Annotated in this window: 5 protein-coding genes; all 5 read left to right on the top strand. The window is 59.8% G+C overall.

What is annotated here, in order from left to right:
- Positions 1–288 precede the first annotated feature (288 nt).
- The 5 genes from Enr13x_RS29155 to Enr13x_RS29135 all read left to right on the top strand — a co-directional run bounded on the left by Enr13x_RS29155 (position 289) and on the right by Enr13x_RS29135 (position 18,717).
- Positions 289–6,174, top strand: a complete 5,886-nt coding sequence (locus tag Enr13x_RS29155) for a DUF4347 domain-containing protein (protein WP_197455433.1) — start codon at positions 289–291, stop codon at positions 6,172–6,174.
- Positions 6,175–6,317: 143 nt separating this feature from the next.
- The gene (locus Enr13x_RS29150) at positions 6,318–14,750 is read left to right on the top strand and encodes a DUF4347 domain-containing protein (protein ID WP_145390365.1); all 8,433 of its coding nucleotides are present in this window, start codon (positions 6,318–6,320) and stop codon (positions 14,748–14,750) included.
- Entirely contained in the window at positions 14,747–17,731 is a 2,985-nt protein-coding gene (locus tag Enr13x_RS29145; protein ID WP_145390364.1) for an ATP-binding protein, read from the top strand. The genes Enr13x_RS29150 and Enr13x_RS29145 overlap by 4 nt, the downstream gene beginning before the upstream one ends.
- A 188-nt stretch (positions 17,732–17,919) precedes the next feature.
- A complete protein-coding gene (locus Enr13x_RS29140; RefSeq protein ID WP_145390363.1) occupies positions 17,920–18,402 on the top strand; it encodes a CBS domain-containing protein in 483 nt (160 codons plus the stop codon).
- Between the two features lie 57 nt (positions 18,403–18,459).
- Positions 18,460–18,717 carry a DUF4404 family protein gene (locus Enr13x_RS29135; RefSeq protein WP_145390362.1) on the top strand — a complete coding sequence of 86 codons (258 nt, stop codon included), beginning with the start codon at positions 18,460–18,462 and terminating at the stop codon, positions 18,715–18,717.
- Positions 18,718–19,126: the final 409 nt, after the last annotated feature.

Below are 19,126 nucleotides of genomic sequence, written 5' to 3'. Positions count from 1 at the left end.
CGGCAGACGTCACAAGCCGGCCGCAATTCGGACGGGGCCATGCATGCTCGGAATGAGTGACAGTCTCTTCAGCACTCGCCCAGGCGTTGCAATCGTTACGTCTTGCCCCGATGTTACACGCCATCCGGCTCCGGCGGCGTCTTTCAGTCACATGATGACTTAGGGTTCGATGGAGCGGATCATCCCACTCATCTGAACTGTCGGGTCCTCGAAGTGCACTGGCGTAAACGAACATCAAAAGCTGACCCAGGAGTTGTCCGTTCTACCGGATACCTGCTCGACGCTGCCGTGTTGGAACGGCGTCTGTTGTTCAGCGCCACCCCGATCGCACCCCCGCAGGTCGACGACGTCTCACCGGACGCTGTATCGGACGAAACGACACGGGTCGATCCGAGTCTCTCGGACGCGGCATCGACTGGCGCTGCGACTGGCAATCCGAGTGCTGACACGGACCAAGACGGACAGGGAAGCGGGCGGCTGGAGTTGGTGTTCGTCGACGCGGGCGTCCAAGACTATCAACAATTGATCGATGATCTGCGGGCCGGAAACGAGCACGCCGATTTGGAGATCTATTTGCTCGACGCGACGCGTGACGGCGTCCTTCAAATCGGCGAGATCCTGGACGGCTACACGGATGTCGACGCGATTCATGTGCTTTCGCATGGCAACGACGGTAAACTTCGCCTCGGCGACAGCGTGTTGGACGAGGGCAGTCTGGCCGGATACGCGGGCGAATTGGCGACTTGGGGAGCCTCGCTGAGCGATGAAGCGGACGTGTTGTTGTATGGCTGTGAGTTAGCCGAAACGGCCGCCGGACAGACGATGATCGAGGGGCTTGCCGCACTGACCGGTGCGGACGTCGCCGCGTCGATCGATGACACCGGCAGCGGATCGCTCGGCGGGGACTGGGAATTGGAATTTGCGACGGGACGGATTGAATCCAATCCGATCCTTGCCGAATCCTACGATGCGACGTGGAGTGGACTGCTCGCGACTCCGGAAATCTCGACCACAGACGAAACACTCGTCAATTCGCCAGCGACGGGGAATCAATCGATCCTAAAAGCCCAGCAGGCGGTGGCGGTCGATGGGCTCGGCAACAGCATCGTCACCTGGATCGACTACAGTGCCGATCTGAACGGAACCGCGGTGATGGCGCAGCGTTTTGATGCCACGGGGGCAAAGCTGGGAGGGCAATTCCAGGTCAACGTCAACACCGTCGGTGATCAGACCTTGCCGGTGGTCACCGCCGATGCCAGCGGCCGATTCGCGATCGCCTACGTTTCAGCCGATGCCGATGGGACCGGCATCTACGTCCGTCGGTACGATGCCAGCGGAGCAGCGATCGATGCCGCGGACATTCTGGTCAACGCGGGTTCGCAGGCGGGAAACCAAACCAACGTTTCCATTGCCAGTAACAGCGCCAACCAAATCGTGCTGTCGTGGGAAAGTAGCGGCGCGACCGAGGGAATCTTCGCCCGCAATTTTGACTACACGTCCACGCCGGCCGGGAATGCTTTGTCGACGACACTGCTGACCGTCGATACCGACTCTCCGGCGGAGAACGCCGTGATCGACATCAACGAGGGCGGACGATTCGTGGTGCTCTGGAAGGACGGTTCGGCCGCGTACGCGCGGAAATACGATTTCGGATCCGCGACGGCGTTGAATTCGAAACTCGACGTCAACTACCCCGGAGCGATCGACCGACAGCTCGCGATCGCGGTCAAACCGAACAACGATTACATCGTGGTCTACCGAGAGGACACCTTCGTTGCCCAAGGAATTTGGACGCGAACGGTCCAGGATGATGGAACGCTGATCTTTCCGGAACGCATCATTTCGGCCAGTTCGGCAGAAGCCCCCTCGATCGCGATGGATGCAGCGGGCAATTACGTGATCAGTTTCTTGCAGTTGGACGGTAGCGGATTGGGGGTGAAATCCGTTGCCTTCAACGCGGCCGAGACGCAGATCGGCAGCGTCACCAGCGTGAGTCAATCGACGTCCGGATCACAGATCAACGCGTCGGTTGCGATGCACGACCTGGACAATTTTGTGGTGGTCTGGAGCGGCCAGGGTGACCAAACCGGGCAAGTGGACTCGGCTGGCGTCTTCGCCAGGCAGTACGGAACGGCCGTTGTCGGCAACACCGCTCCCGTGGCGGATCTGTCCGCCGGCGCCCCCTACACGATCAGCGAAGGCGGCTCGCTTTCGCTCAACGGTTCCAACTCCTCCGATGCGAACGGCGACACGCTGACGTTTGCCTGGGATTTGGACAACGACGGAAACTTTGGCGAAACCGACGAACCGACGACCGCGACGGCGAGCGTCGATTGGGCGACGCTGTCCAGTTTCGGGATCGACGATGACGGGACCTACACGATCGGATTGCAAGTCGACGACGGAAACGGCGGTGTCACGACCCAGACCACAACCATCACGGTCAACAACACCGCCCCGTCGCTGATCGTCTCCGGCAACGCTTCGGTCGCCCAGGGCGCCACCTACACGCTGAATCTCTCCGCCAACGACCCTGGCGATGACACCCTCGCCGAATGGCGGGTCGATTGGGGCGACGGAACGATCACCACGCACGCGGGAACCGCCACCAGCGTCAATCACACGTACAACGTTGCCGGGCTGACGCGTAACATCCTCGTCTCGGCAACCGACGAAGACGGCAAGTGGCTGACCGGGGATCTGTTCCTGGCCAATGCGACCGGGACACCGGTCCACCGCTACGACGCCTTGACCGGCGCATTTGAACTATCGACCGGTGTGTTCAATCAATTGAAGTATGCCGAAGAGATCCTCATCGGTCCGGATGGGCAACTCTATGTGTCCGCATTCAACAGCGACAAGGTCCAGCGATTCGATCCGGTCACCGGCGTCTTAGATGGAGATTTCGTCGCGGCGCGTAGTGGGGGACTAGACGGTGCGAGCGGGATGGCGTTCGGACCAGACGGTAACCTCTACGTCGGCAGCTTTTCAAGTGATGAGGTGTTGCGGTACGACGGAACGACCGGCGCCTTTATCGATGCCTTTGTGACCGCGGGATCCGGCGGGCTCGATGGAACTCGCAAAATCTTCTTCGGCGATGATGGCTACTTGTACGTTGCGAGTGCACAATCCAATAGCGTTTTGCGTTTCAACGGTACCACCGGAGCCTATGTCGATGATTTCGTCTCGGCCGGTTCGGGTGGTCTGGACACGCCGACATCGTTTGCCTTCGGTGCCGACGGGAATTTTTATGTCGCTTCGTTTCTTACCGATGAAGTCTTGCGTTACAACGGCACGACCGGAGCGTTTCTCGATACCTTTGTTACCGCGGGACTCGGCGGGTTAAACGAACCCTTCGGAATCACGTTCGGGGCGGACGACTACGTTTACGTCACCGACCATTGGAATCAGCGGATCGTGCGCTACGACACGTCGGGGAATTTCGTGGACTCTTACATCACGGGGCTGTTCGATCCGAAGGGAATGACATTCACGCCGACACATCAAGTGACCGTCACCTCGACACCGAATACGATTCCGCTGGCCACCAATCTGAACCAATCGAAGAACTACACCGAAGGCGACGCCGGTGTCGCCCTGGACGACATCGTGGTGACGGATCCCGACGGCGGCCAGACGATCACCGCAACGTTGACCTTGAACTTGCCAGCGACCGGGGCATTGACCACCGGAACGTTCGGGGCGTCGACCAGCACGTACAACGGCGGCAGCGGAGTGTGGACGGTCACCGGCGGTGTCACAGATGTGAACGCCGCCCTGGCTGCGGTCGCCTTCACACCGGCGACCGACAACGACATCGATTCGCAAATCACCGTCCGCGTCCGAGACTCCCTGGGCGACGGCCCCGTCGACGGGTTGATTCAGCTGAACGTCACGCCCCAGAACGATCCGACCTTCATCGATCTGGACAGTGACAACTCGAGCGGGGCGTTCGGGACCGCTTTTAATGCCGCATTTGTCGAAGGCGGAGGACCGGTTCGGATCGCGGATGCGGCCGATGCGGTGATCACGGACATCGACAACACGACATTGACTTCGCTGACGGTCACGATCACCAACCTGGCCGACGGAACCGATGAATCCTTGACGGCGGTTACCAGTGGGACAAGCATCGTCGCAAGTTATGCCGGCGGCACGCTGACGCTTTCAGGCACCGATAGCATCGCAAACTACCAGCAAGTCCTCCGCACGATCCGCTACAACAACGTCTCGGCGACACCCACGACGACGCCCCGGTCACTGAGTGTCCAGGTTTATGACGGAACCGGCGTGACGTCGATCGTGACCACGGTCAGCGTCGCTGCCGTGAACAACGCTCCAAGCCTTGACCTGGACGGAGATGATTCCAGTGGAGCGACAGGGACGGCATTCAACGCCAACTTCATCGAGGGCGGTGGTGCCGTGTTGGTTGCTGATGCGGCCGATGCGACATTGGCCGACCTGGATTCGCCGAACTTGTCGTCCTTGACCGCAACGATCACGAACGCGCTTGATGGGGCGGCGGAAACACTCTCGGCCGACACCAGCGGCACCAGCATTACCGCGTCCTTTGCGGGCGGAACGCTGACGCTCAGCGGTGTCGACTCCGTCGCCAACTACCAGCAGGTGTTGCGGACCATTCGCTACAACAATACGTCGTTGGCACCCGATCCGACGACGCGGACGATCAGCTTTGTCGCCAATGATGGATCCGCCGACGGCAACGTCGCCAATGCGAACATCGCGGTGACGTCCGTCAACAGTGCGCCGACAATCATTGTTCCCGGCACCCAATCGCCAACTGAAGACATTCCCTGGCAGATCAACGGCATCAGCTTCAATGATGTCGATATCGGAGCTGCGACCATGCAGTTCTCCTTCGACGTCAGCCGTGGCAACCTGATACTGGACGTCACGATTGCCGGTGGGGTGACGGCGGCAAACGTCTCCGGCAACGGCGGCTCCTCCGTCAAAGTCAACGCGTCACTCGCCCAAATGAACGCTACGCTTGCGGCCACCAACGGGCTGACTTACGTGAGTGATCCGAATGTCAGTGGAGCGGATACGCTGGTCATTGCGGCGAACGATTCGGTGGCTTCGACCCTTGCCAACGTCAGCATCAACGTGCTGCCGGTCAACGATGCACCGGTCGCGGTCGCGGATTTCTATACCATGGATCCCGACAGCACGTTGAGCGTCGGACCCGCTGGGATCCTGGCCAACGACGTTGACGTCGACGGCAACGCTCTCACGGTGGTTCCGGTGAGCGGACCCTCGTCGGGAACCCTGACGCTGGGCACGGACGGTTCCTTTCAATTCACGCCGCTGGCATCCTTTTCTGGGACGGTCACGTTTTCGTACGCCGTGACCGATGGCATCGCCACGAGTGCTCCGGTAACCGTCGTCATCAAAGTTTCCTTGCCGATCAGTCCGGCGGACCTCCAAAGCGTTCGATCTGATCCCGAGCCCGAAGCACCGCCCGCAGAACCGGTGGTCGACGACGCTGAAGAAGCCGAAACGGAGGACAAATCTGAAGAGCCGTTGACAGACATCTCGGCTGCTGATTCGGGGGCCGACGTGCCGTTAGTGTTCACGCCGCGGGGTGTCGTGCAAACCGGCGAGGATGCGATGTTGACCCTCAGCGTGATGCCTCAGCGAGCGGCGATGCAGATCGACGCGGTTGCTCAAGATGATGAGGTTCGCACTTCATCGGATGGCGAAAGCGGTCGTGTCTCAAGACGGCATCGCAAGGAGTCGTCGGGCGGACGAGTTGCCGTAGGTGAGATCGCAAGGTTCGACAGTAAACTGCTGTGGAGCGACATGGAAGACCTGGAGCATGAACTCAAGCAAGGCGACAGCACGCCGTACATTTTTGCGGGTTCGTTCGCCGGAGTCTCCAGCGCTCTCTCGGTCGGGTACGTGATGTGGACCGTCCGTGGCGGGCTGCTGGCGACGAGTTTGCTGGCGCACTTGCCGGCGTGGAGTTTCGTCGACCCGTTGTTGGTGCTCAATGAAATGGATGACGATGACGACGAGGATGACGATTCGCTTGAAGAGATGTTGGACAAGAACGAGTCGGGAAAGAGTGGGACGCAGACTGACGGCCACGAGAGCTCGATCGGTGCCGCGGACCCTCCCCTCGCTTCGCTCGACCCTCCCTGCCAGGGAGGGTGACTTGCCGGAATAGTCTGACGCACCCTTTTAAATCGTTCCTTCGTTACCAAGATCCTGGACGTTTCTCACTGACGCCGAGGAATCTGACCTACGTTTGAGAGACGCGTCCCCACTCCAGATCCCGGCTTTCTCAAGACTCCGCCATGCCGTGGCTTAGACGAAAACGAAAAAACGATTCTTCGTCGACAGGCCGCGGCAGCCATCTACTCGATGCGTCGGTGTTGGAAAAACGGTTGCTGCTGAGCGCGACGCCGATTGACCAGGCCGGTACGGAGATGGACGCGGAGGAGCCCGTTGCAATCGATGTCACCTCCTCCGACACCGTGACCGATGCCGGACGAGGCAATCCATCGGACAGCCAATCGCAGCAAACGCGACGTTTGGAACTCGTTTTCGTCGATGCGGGAGTCGAGGACTACGAACAGCTGCTCGACGACCTGCGATCCGAAAGCGGAAACGCAGACCTGGAAATCTATTTGCTCGACAGTTCGCGGGACGGCGTCGAACAGGTTGGCGAAATCCTCTCCGGCTACCGGGACGTCGACGCCGTCCACTTCGTCTCACACGGTACCGAAGGCCAGTTCCAACTGGGTAACACGTGGCTGTCGATCGACAACCTCGATGGCCACGCGGGCGCGATTGCCAGCTGGAACGCCTCGCTGCGGGACGGGGCCGACCTGTTGATCTACGGTTGTGACCTGGCGGCGACCGACGATGGTCGGGCGTTGGCCGAAGCGTTGGCAACACTGTGCGATGTTGACGTGGCGGCCAGCGATGACGACACCGGGCACAGGATCCTTGGCGGCGACTGGGACCTGGAGTTTTCCACGGGCGCGATTGAAACCAGCCTCGCGTTCAGCCTCGATGTGCAGCAGAACTGGGGGCATTTGCTGAACGTGACGGTCGGCAACACGGCGGTGTTCACGACGCCCAGTTTCACGGGCAGCGATAGTACATCATTTGACGTCGGCGCCGGTACCGATCAATTGCTGTTGGTCAGTGTTTCCTTTGGCGAAGACAAGGGGAATGAGGTGTCAAACATCACGTTCAACGGGGTCGGTTTGACAAAAATTGGCTCGCGACAAGACGCCGACAAGGCACGCGTCGAAATTTGGGCGCTCGTCAATCCGGCCAGCGGCAATCAAACGTTGAATGTCACGTATTCCGGGACCGCCCACGAAGGCGCCGCCGTGGGCCTGATGTCATTCAACGATGTGGATCAGTCGACGCCGTTGGGGGCGTTCGCATCGGCAAAGGGCGATTCGACGAGCCAATCCGTCACCGTCGCGACCGCACCCACGGACATCGTGTTCGGCGTGTTGGCGTACAGTGACAGCAACGACTACGAGTTCACCGCCGACACCGGCATCGAGCGTTGGGAAACATTCGTTGGAAAAACCAACGCAACGGCTTCGACGCAGTCGGTCGCCGGGACGCTGTCTGTCAACGCCCAGTGGTCGACCAGCAACAACAGCACCTGGGCCGCAGCGGGCATCTCGATCAAGTCCGCCACGGTCAGCGGTGCGCCGTCGATCAGTGGGCTCGCCGGCGACACGCTGAACTACAACGAAGACGACTCGGCGACCGTGATCGAGCAAGGCGGCAACGTCGTCGTGACCGATGGAGACTCGACCGATTTCAACGGCGGCGTCTTGCACGTGTCGATCACCTCCGGAGGTGACAGCGGCGAAGACTTCCTCGGCATCCGCGATCAAGGCACCGGGGTCGGTCAAATCGGTATCTCCGGCAGCGACGTCACGTATAACTTCGGGGCCGGTGCGGTCACGATCGGAACGTTTTCCGGTGGCAGCGGCGGAAACGATCTGATCGTCTCGCTCAGCAGCAACGCGGACGGCGAAGCGGCCGAAGCACTGATCGAAAACATCACCTATTTCAACTCCGACACCGCAAATCCGACCACCTCCGCCCGCAATGTGCGATTCCAATTGTACGACGGGGCCGGCGGTGTCAGCGGGACTCACGACACCACCGTCAACGTGGCTCGGATCAACGACGCACCAACGGCCAGCAACAAGACGGTCAGCACCGACGAAGACAGCGTCTATACCTTCTCGGCGTCGGACTTTAACTTCTCCGACGTGGACATCGGTGACAGTCTGACACAAATCAAGATCAAGTCGCTGGAATCCGTCGGCACACTCAAGTTGAGCATGTTCGACGTGACCGACGAACAGGTCATCTCCGTGGGACAAATCCCCAATTTGACCTTCACGCCGGTGTCGCAGAATCATGGCAATCCCTACGACAGCTTTACGTTCCAAGTCTATGACGGGACCGAATACAGCGCCGCGACCTACACGATGACGATCGACGTCGACCCGAAAGCGGACACGCCGACGTTCAACGGGCCGACCAACACCGACGAAGACGTCCTTTCGAATGGCTTTCAACTGCAACGCAACGCCGCCGATGGCACCGAGGTCACGCACTTCAAGATCTCCGGCATCACGAACGGAACGCTGTACAAGAATGACGGCGTGACGGTGATCAGCAACAACAGTTTCATCACGTACGCCGAAGGCAACGCCGGCGTCAAATTCAAAGGCAGCACGAACTACAACGGATCGGCCGGATTCAATTTCCAAGCATCCGCGACCGGAAACAATTCCGACTTGAGTACGATGGTGACGGCGGGGTTGACAATCGACCCGGTCAACGACGCCCCGGTGCTGGGTAACAATCGGCTCGTCATTTCCCAGGGCGGCAGCGTGGTGCTTTCGTCAAACGAGCTTTCGGCAACTGACGTCGACCACTCCAACGCAGGTCTTACCTTCACGGTGTCGAGTGTGACCGGTGGCGGTTTTGAGCGAGTGTCGGCTCCGGGCGTTCCGGTTTTCACGTTCACCCAGAGTGAGATCACAGCGGGCGACATTCAATTCATCCACGACAACGGCGTGGCAGGGCCTTCATACGATGTTGATGTCTCCGACGGGTCCGCTACGAGCGGTCTTGATGCGGCAAGCATCACATTCATGCGGGAAGCAGTGTGGCTCAGCACGAAAGGAGATGTCATTGGCAGCGGTACACTAGGTATCACAAACTGGGACAAGGACACCTTGCTGGAAGTCTCGGATCCGAGTTTCTCCTTGGAGCCGGGTGTTACCAACGGTTCGTTTTCCAGTGCTTTCGATCTTGTCAATCACTTCGGAGCGAGCATTGATGTCGAACTGACGGGGCTACACGTCGTCAGTCGGTCGATCAGTGTGGGGGCGCCGGGGAATACGATTAGCCTTCAGGAAGGCGATGTGTTGTTCTCCGTTAATGGTGCGCAGCCAACGTTGACGAGCACCAACTCGTTGACGATCAACAAGAGTGATATCGTACGCTTTCGTCCGGACACTCCTGGCAACTACTCCGTCGGGACCTTCGAAATCGTACTTGACGATCCGTTGCTCGGTGACACAAACATCGGTGGTTTCAGTCTGGTTGAGGAAAATATGACCGTCGGTGGTCAATTGCTCACTGCGGGCGACTTCTTGCTGGTTGAAACGAAGGGAACGGATAACGTCATTCACTACTTCGACGTGACGAGTGCAGGAAACACCACGACTTCAGGTACGCCGACGCTTTTTGTTGATGGTGCGGATCTTGGAATCGGAGTAGCAGATTTCACCTCGGTGCATCTGCTGGCCGACACGGTCACCGTTGGAGGCGCTAGTCTGACTCAAGGGCAGGTGCTCGTTTCACTTGACAGCATCGTTGCGAGCGGATTCGCGGGAATGGCCGGAGCGGTGAATCCGCAGGATGTTGTTGCGTTGACGGTGACAACCGCAGGAACCAACACGGTGGCAACTGGCACACTGTTGTTTGAAGGCGCCGACATTAAGCTGGACAGTGGCGCTGAATCGATTGACGCATTTTCGCTCGTGTCCGTCGCAAACGGCGCAGCCGCCAACGCGTCCCCCACGATCAGCAATCTCACGGGCGACACCCTTAATTTCACCGAAGGTGATTCCGCGACGGTGATCGAGCAAGGTACCAACGTCACCGTCGGCGATGCGGACTCGGCTGACTTTGGCACGGGCAATCTGACCGTGTCAATCTTCGCAGGCGGCGATGCCGGTGAAGACGTTTTGGCCGTCCGCAATCAGGGTGCGGGAGTCGGCAATATTAGCATCTCCGGCAGCGACGTTCGGTATGACTTTGGTGGCGGACCGGTCGTGATCGGAACCGTTACCGGCGGCACCGCGGGCGCGGACCTGGTCGTGACCTTCAACGCCAACGCCACGGCGACGGCCGCCGATGCGTTGATCGAAAACATCACTTACCGGAATACCGATACCGACAACCCCTCGACCTCTGCCCGAACCGTTCGATTCACGCTCAACGACGGCGACGGGGGGGCCAGTGCGACGCATGATACAACCGTCAACGTGGCCACGCTCAACGACGCCCCAACCGTATCAAACCTTGCGGGTGACTCGTTCGCCTACCTCCCCGGTTCGGGACCGTTGGTGATCGAACACGGCGGTGATGCGGCCGTTGCCGACGTCGATTCGGCTGATTTCAATTCGGGAAACCTGACGGTTTCGATCGCCGCCGGAAACGACGCCAGTGAAGACGTGCTGGCGATTCGGAATCAGGGAACGAGTACGGGTCAGATCAGCGTCACGGGCTCCAACGTTTTCTACAACTTCGGCGCCGGATCGGTGTTGATCGGAACCTGGGCCGGCGGCAGTGGCGGGGCGGATTTGGTCGTGACGCTGAACGCATCGGCCGACGCGACAGCGACTTCGGCCTTGGTGCGAAATATCACTTACGAAAACACAGACACCGTCGCGGCGACCACCGGAACACGCACGATTCGCTTCACCGTCGATGATGGTGACGGCGCGGTCAGCTTGAATCATGACACCATGGTCAGCGTTGTCCAAGGTGCTCCGGGCGGCGTCGTGAGCGGTCTGACGTTGTGGTTGCGGGCCGACGCCGGTGTGACCATCGGTCTGGGCGGCGTCAGCCAGTGGGAGAATCAGGTTGCCAACGCGACGCTGTCCGAACTTCAGCAAGCCCTCTCCACCCAACGCCCCGATCTGATCGCGTCCGGATTGAACTTCAACCCGATCATCTCGTTCGACGGCATCAATGACCACTTGGCGGACTTTTCTGTTTTAGGATCCGACCTGTTTGGGACCGATTCCGCCTCCCTTTTCCTCGCCGGCAGTACGAACGGTTCCAATGGGGTGATGTTGCAGTGGATTGACACACTCAGCAACCGCGTGAATCTCGAAGATGACATTCGATTCGACTTTGGTGATCTGAACGATGATCAACTGACCGCTGTATCACCAAGTGCTGGATACCACATCATCAATGCCCAAGCGACTCCCGGGGCTCCCGCCGGCCTGAGCATCAACATCGATGGTCGGCAAACCGCTTCGGGAAACGCAAGCGTTGGCACTCCACTGGACAATACCCAATTCGGGCAGTTCTTCTTGGGCGAGTATCCGGGCGGAGGATTCAACGATGATCTGGACGTCGGCGAAGTCGTGATCTATTCGACGGACCTCAGCGCGACGGATCGTTTGAAAGTGGACTCCTACCTGGCCATCAAATATGGTCTCACGCTCGATCAAACGAGCGGCACGAACTACCTTGATTCCACGGGGACGGTCGTCTGGAGTGCGGCGACCAACGCCGGGTACGACAACGACATCGCCGGAATCGGACAAGACAATGGCTCGATCCTGGCCCAGGGGCAGTCTCGATCCAACAACGTCGATGCGATCGTGACCATGTCCGGGGCGTCCAATCAGGACGATCGAGAGTTCCTGATGTGGGGGAACGACGACGGTGCGTTGGGTGAAGTGACCGGCGAACCGGCTGGCATCGCGGACCGACTTGCCCGTATCTGGCGCGTCGACGAGACGGGCGATGTGGGGACCACGACGATCTCCTTTGACCTGAGCGGATTGACCTACACCGGAACGACGGCGGCCGATTTCAATCTGATCATCGATGGCGACGCCGATTTCAGCAGTGGCGCGACGCTGGTGACAGCAACAGGCTACAACGCCGGATCCGAAATCGTCACGTTCACGGGCGTCGATCTGGCGGACGGAAACTACTTTTCGCTCGGGACATCACTGACGGTCAACGCGGCGCCGACGATCGGTAATTTGGCCGGCGACACGCTTAGCTACACCGAAGACGATGCGGCGACGGTCGTCGAACAGGGGACGAGCGTCACGGTCAGCGATGGCGACTCGGCCGACTTCGACACCGGAAACCTGACCGTGTCGATCTTCGCCGGAGGCGATACAGCCGAAGACATCCTGGCCATTCGCGATCAAGGACCGGGCGTCGGCAACATCACGGTGTCCGGCAGCAACGTCTTGTACGACTTCGGCGGCGGGCCGGTGGCCATCGGTACCTTCACCGGCGGTTCGGCCGGCGCGGATTTGGTCGTCACGTTCAATGCCAACGCCACCGCAGCCGCCGCCGACGCATTGATTGAAAACATCACTTACCAGAATACGGATACCACCAACCCCACGACCTCCGCCCGTACGATTCGATTCACGCTCAACGACGGCGACGGCGGCACCAGCACCGCTCATGATGCCACGGTCAGCGTGGCGGCACAAAACGATGTGCCGATAATCGACAATTTGGCCGGCGATACGCTGGGCTACACCGAGGGCGACGCGGCGACGGTGATCGAACAGGGGACCAACGTCACGGTCAGCGATGTCGACTCGGCCGACTTCGACACCGGAAACCTGACCGTGTCGGTCTTCGCCGGGGGCGATACGGCCGAAGACGTCTTGGCCATCCGCGATCAAGGAGCGGGTGTCGGCAACATCACGGTTTCCGGCAGCAACGTCTTGTACGACTTCGGCGGCGGGCCGGTCGTGATCGGAACCTTCACCGGCGGCTCGGCCGGCGCGGATTTGGTCGTCACGTTCAATGCCAGCGCCACCGCGACAGCCGCCGATGCATTGATCGAAAACGTTACCTACCAGAACACGGATGCCATCAATCCCACGACCTCTGCCCGTACGATTCGATTCACACTCAATGACGGCGATGGGGGCACCAACGTCGCCCACGACGCCACGGTCAATCTGGTCACTCTCAACGACGCGCCGACGATGGATCTGGACGCAAACGATTCCAGCGGCGCGACGGGGGCGGACTATAACGCAACCTTTACCGAAGCTGGTGGGGCGGTGGCGATCTCCGATGCGGCCGACGCGATCATCAGCGATATCGACTCGCCCAACTTGACGCAATTGACCGTCACGATCACCAACCTGTTGGACGGCGCCAATGAAACGCTCACCGCCGACACCAGCGGGACGTCCATCACCGCCGTTTATGCTGCGGGCACGTTGACGCTTTCCGGCACCGACACCGTCGCGAACTACCAACAAGTGTTGCGTACGATTGCGTACAACAACGCCTCGGCCAACCCGGATGCGACCACGCGGCTGATTCAGTTCGTCACCACGGATGGCGGATCGAACAGCAATGTGGCAACGGCTGACGTCGCAATCGTGACCGTCAACGACACGCCGACGGCTGCCGATGACAACTATGTCACGCAAACGGGGAAGACGTTGACCATCGGCGCCGGCGGGTTGCTGGCCAATGACATCGATTTGGACGGCAATCCGTTGACGGTGATCCCGGTTTCGGGGCCGATCACGGGAACGTTGACGCTGGGGGCCGACGGGTCGTTCCAATTCACGCCGGCGGCAAACTTTACGGGATCGGTCACGTTTACCTATGCCGTGACCGACGGCATTGCGACGAGTGCGCCCACGACCGTCACGATCGTGGTCGCCAAGCCCAACGATCTGAGCGAGGTCACGCCGGGTGACCTCCTGAGTGCGGACCCCGGTCCCGAACCCGAACCCGAAACGCTGCCGGAACCGCCGGCCGAAGAAGAGGATGCCGAGACCGACGATGAATCGGAAACACTCGCTGCGATCACTCCGGACAGGGTGCCGGAAGGCGATGTTCCCTTGGTCTTGACCGGCGGGGCGGTGATTCAGACGACCGACGACGAAATTTTGACGCTCAGCATGATGCCCACCAACATGCCGGACCTGACCGACGCCGCCGATGAATCAGAGCGAATCGCAAATTTGTCCGACAGCCACTCTGGCCAGATCGGCCGCCAAGCACGCTCCGGATCAAACCGCCCAAGCGTCTCAATCCTTGGGATCGCCAGATTCGATAGCAAGCTACTTTGGGGCGACATGGAAAACCTGCAAGACGATATCAAACAATCGGACATCGCGCCGTACTACTTTGCAGGGACGTTCGCAGGTTTCTCCGGAGCTCTTTCGGTCGGCTATGTGATGTGGACCGTTCGTGGCGGTTTACTGGCGACCAGCTTATTGGCACATTTACCGGCATGGAGTTTTGTCGATCCACTGTTGGTCCTGAACGAATTAGAAGATGACGACGACACGGACGACGACTCGTTAGAAGAAATGCTGGACAAGACCGAAAACGAACGCCAGAGCGACAGTCCGATTGAGACCGAGGCCCAGTCAGTGGTTCAATCAGTGATCCAGTCAACGGCATCCGGGGAAACCGTTCGATGAATTTCTTGAGACTGAACGCCAAAACGCGGATCTCGCTCGGGTTGGTTTGCATGCTGTTGTCGGTCCTGTCCGGAGCGATGATGCTGGGGCTGGTGCCGGAACGAGAATCGGCGATTCGTGAAGGACGCGGCAATCTTTGCGAAACCATCGCGCTGACCAGTTCGGAATACATCTCGTACGGCGAGACCCGTCGCTTGGATCAGTTGCTCGAGGCGGTGGTCGAGCGAAACGACGATGTCATTTCCGCGGGCGTTCGCCGGGCCAACGGTGACCTGGTTTCGGTGTTCGGTGATCACGAAGCGGTCTGGCCGGCCGATGAATCGAATCGGTCGACCGACACGCACGTGCGGGTTCCGATTCGCAGCGGTAAAGATCGCTGGGGAGCGGTGGAGTTGTGTTTCCGCTCGTTGCATGATGACAGCTGGATGGCGACGCTTACCGACCCGTGGATGTTGCTGACCGGATTCGTCTGTCTGGCAAGCTTTCTGCTGTTTCAGCTCTATCTGAAAAAGATGCTGGCCCACTTGGACCCCTCCAAAACGGTCCCGAAACGCGTCCGCACCGCACTCGATAATCTCGCCGAAGGTCTGCTCGTCCTGGATCGACAGGGACGCGTCGTCTTGGCCAACCAGTCCTTCGCCGATTGGGTCGGCAGCGAGGCCGACAAGCTGTTGGGCAAAAAGGCGGATGAGTTGCCCTGGAACCTGGATCACCTGGAAGGCTCCCCGTGGCACGAAGCGGTGACCTCCGAAACGGTCGTTTCGGGGGGCATGATCGAACTGGTGCAACCCGGACAACCGTCTCGGACGCTGATCGCAAACGCCTCGCCCGTCCAGGGCAGCGAAGGCAAGTGTCGCGGCGTGCTGGTCAGTTTCGATGACGTGACCCAATTGGAAGAAACCAAACGCGATCTGACCGTCGCCAAACGTGCCGCCGACGATGCCAACCGCGCCAAAAGCGAATTCTTGGCACGCATGAGTCACGAAATTCGTACACCGATGAATGCCATCCTGGGCTATACCGACGTGCTGCGACGCGGGTTTGACACGTCCGTGACCGATCGCCAGGAATACCTGGACACGATTCATGGCAGTGGCGAACACTTGCTCGCCTTGATCAACGACATTTTGGATTTGTCCAAGGTCGAATCCGGGCAGATGGAATTGGAACTCGGTCCCTGCTCGCCCTACAAATTGATCAAGGAAGTCGTGTCCTTGCTCCGCAGCAAGGCCGACGAGAAAGGCATCTCGCTGAAATTTCGCAATGAAGGTCTGTTGCCCAAGAGGATGCAGGGCGATTCGGTTCGCCTTCGCCAGGCGATCATGAACCTGGCCGGCAACGCGATCAAGTTCACCGACGAAGGTGGCGTCGAGATCGTCGCGCGAATCGATCAGGACGCGACCAAACAACGAAGCGACAAAAACCTGGTCTTGGCGATCGATGTCACCGACACCGGGATCGGGATTTCACCCGAAGCCCAGGCCAAGGTGTTCGAGCCGTTTGCCCAAGCCGATACTTCGATCACCCGACGATTCGGCGGTACCGGGCTCGGGCTGGCGATCAGCAAACAACTCGCCGAGGCGATGGGCGGCGACATTTCACTCCAGAGCACACCGGGCGAGGGCACCACCTTTACGATTCGGATCACGATCGGAAGCGCTGACGAACTGGAACTCGTCGATCCGGCCGACCAAGCCGAGGCGGACGAGGAATCGACGTCCGGCAAAGCCAAGGTGCGGCAGTTGCCGCCGTGCAAGATCCTGGTCGCCGACGACGGTTCGCCCAACCGGAAACTGCTGCAACTGGTGCTCGGCCAAGCCGGCGCCGAAGTCGTGGCCGTGGAAAACGGCCAGCTGGCCATCGAGGCGACGAACGAACAATCATTCGACATCATCCTGATGGACATGCAGATGCCGGTGATGGATGGTTACACGGCGACACGCCAGTTGCGGTCCTGCGGATACAGCAAACCGATTTACGCCTTGACCGCCAACGCGATGCAAGGCGACCAAGAAAAGTGTTTCGACGCGGGCTGCAGCGGGTTCCTGTCCAAGCCGATCAAAATCGATCACTTGATCGAAACCCTGGCTGAGGAACTCGGCGAGAAACTCGGAGAGGAACCGACAGCGGAAACCACCCTGGCCGGCGAGTCCCAGCCGGCGGCGTCAGCGGAGCGCGACGTGACCGCCCCGCCGACGGAGGTTTCCGCCGAGCCTGCCGAAGCACCCGCCGAAGAGGAAGGGAAGATCACGTGCAGTTATCCGCTGGATGATCCCGATTTCCTGGAGATTGCCGAAGACTTTGTCGACGCGTTGCGTTCGCGGTTGCCTCGGCTCGATCAACTGCTCGACGATCGTGACGTTGAATCCCTCGCCGCCGAAGCACATTGGCTCAAGGGCGTCAGCGGAAGTGCGGGCTTTGAACCATTCGTCGATCCTGCGTACGCCCTCGAACGACACGCCAAGGCCGGTGATGCCGAAGCCTGTCGGCAGTCGCTGAGACGACTGCACCATCTCGCCTCACGCATCGATCTGCCCGGTGACGTCGCCGACTCCCCGCTCCAGGCGGTCGAGCCGAGTCGTGAGATGCCCCGGCAAGAGATTCCCCCGCAAGAGATGCCCGGGGACACGTTCGCGGCGATCAATGCCACGAGCGAATCACCCGATCTGCCCGGGCAGCCGATCCACTCCTCGCTGCCGATGGATGACCCGGAGTACCGCGAGATCGTGGTCGAATTCCTGCAGCGATTGGACGGAAAGTTGTCGGACATGGATGACGCCATCGATCAGCAGCAATGGGGCGAACTGGCGTCGCTGGCACATTGGCTGCGCGGATCGAGCGGTTCCCTGGGGATCCCGCAGTTCAGTACACCGACGTTAGCGATGGAGCGATTCGCCGAATCAGCGGACCCGCAGGCGACCCGCTTGATCATGCAGGACATCCACTCGATTGCCGAGCGAATTGTGGTTCCGGTTGCTTGAGTGTGTCATAGTCGCTCGCGGCGGCCGACGCGTCGAATCGAGAACGCACACTTGTGACGCTGACGCACGTTTCTGTGCGGTGATCGTCGGACTTTCATTTTTTGTTCTTGCTGGCACAGTATGTGCGGAAAACGATCGGTATAACAAGTTCTGCACTCGCCGACGTTTTTTTCACAAGGGACACAACGATGGTTGCCCAACAAGATGTTTATACCCGGCCAATCAAAGACATCATGAACCGTGATGTCGTCACGATCAACGCGGCGGGCACGATTCATGAAGCCTTGATCTTGATGGAAGAAAATCGGGTCTCCACGCTGCCGGTTGTCGACAATGATGATCACTGTGTCGGAATTTTGTCGACGTCGGATTTGGTCGACATGACGCGTGATGTCGATGATGACGTCTACGAACTGGATCATGCCGATCCGGCCAGCCAACGTTTCCTGGTCGAAAAACTGATCCACAGCATGGGCAGTGAGTCGGTGCAGTCGTTTATGAGTGAAACCGTTTCCACGGTGGACTCGAAGGCGACGATCATCAAAGCGGTGCGAAGGATGCTGAAAGACCAGATCCACCACTTGCCCGTCTTGGATGAGAACGGCCGATTGGTCGGCATCGTCTCGACGATGGACATCTTGGGGGAGTTTGCAGACGCGTCCTCGGAATAGTCTAATGGTGGGCGTGTCCCACCCCTGTGAAAGCGATTTGGCGAGAACAGCCCTGCAATGCGAAACGAACTCGAAGAAGCCCTCCGACAACTCCACACGGCGCTGGAGTCGATTGAGACGCTGGAGCCCGATGAGGCGGAGCGGCTCCGCCGCGCCGCGACGGAGATCTCCAGCACCCTGGACGAACAAGAGGTGGATTCGGCGTCCCTCGCAAAACGGCTGCAAGAGCAAACCGACGCCTTTCAAGAGTCCCATCCCGTGCTGACGCGAACCGTCGGCCGGATCGCCGACATGCTCGCCCAGATGGGCATCTAAGATTTCCCTTGTTCCCAGGCTCTTGCCTGGGAACACGCTGTCTTCCAGGCTCTGCCTCCCGCCCAGCCCGTTCCCGGGCTCCGCCCGACGCCGTGAACGAATTGTTAGCGGCAGGGCGCGAGCCCTCCGGTGTTTCTGCAAAGGTGCGGAACCGGAGGGCTTGCGCCCTTCCGCTAACACCCAGGCTCTCGCCTGGGAGCACGCTGTCAGCATCCCCTTGTTCCCAGGCTCCTGCCTGGGAACACGCTGTCAGCATCCCCTTGTTCCCAGGCTCCTGCCTGGGAACACGCTGTCTTCGAGGCTCCGCCTCCCGCCTATCCCGTTCCGGTCTCAGCCCCCGCGCGCTCGACGGTCCGAGTTGGACTAGAATACCGAGCCTGCCATTCTTTCCCCCCCCTTTCTCGCCCCC

The organism is Stieleria neptunia, from assembly GCF_007754155.1.
GTDB classification, from domain to species: Bacteria; Planctomycetota; Planctomycetia; order Pirellulales; family Pirellulaceae; genus Stieleria; species Stieleria neptunia.
This window is presented reverse-complemented; position numbering and strand designations above follow the sequence as displayed.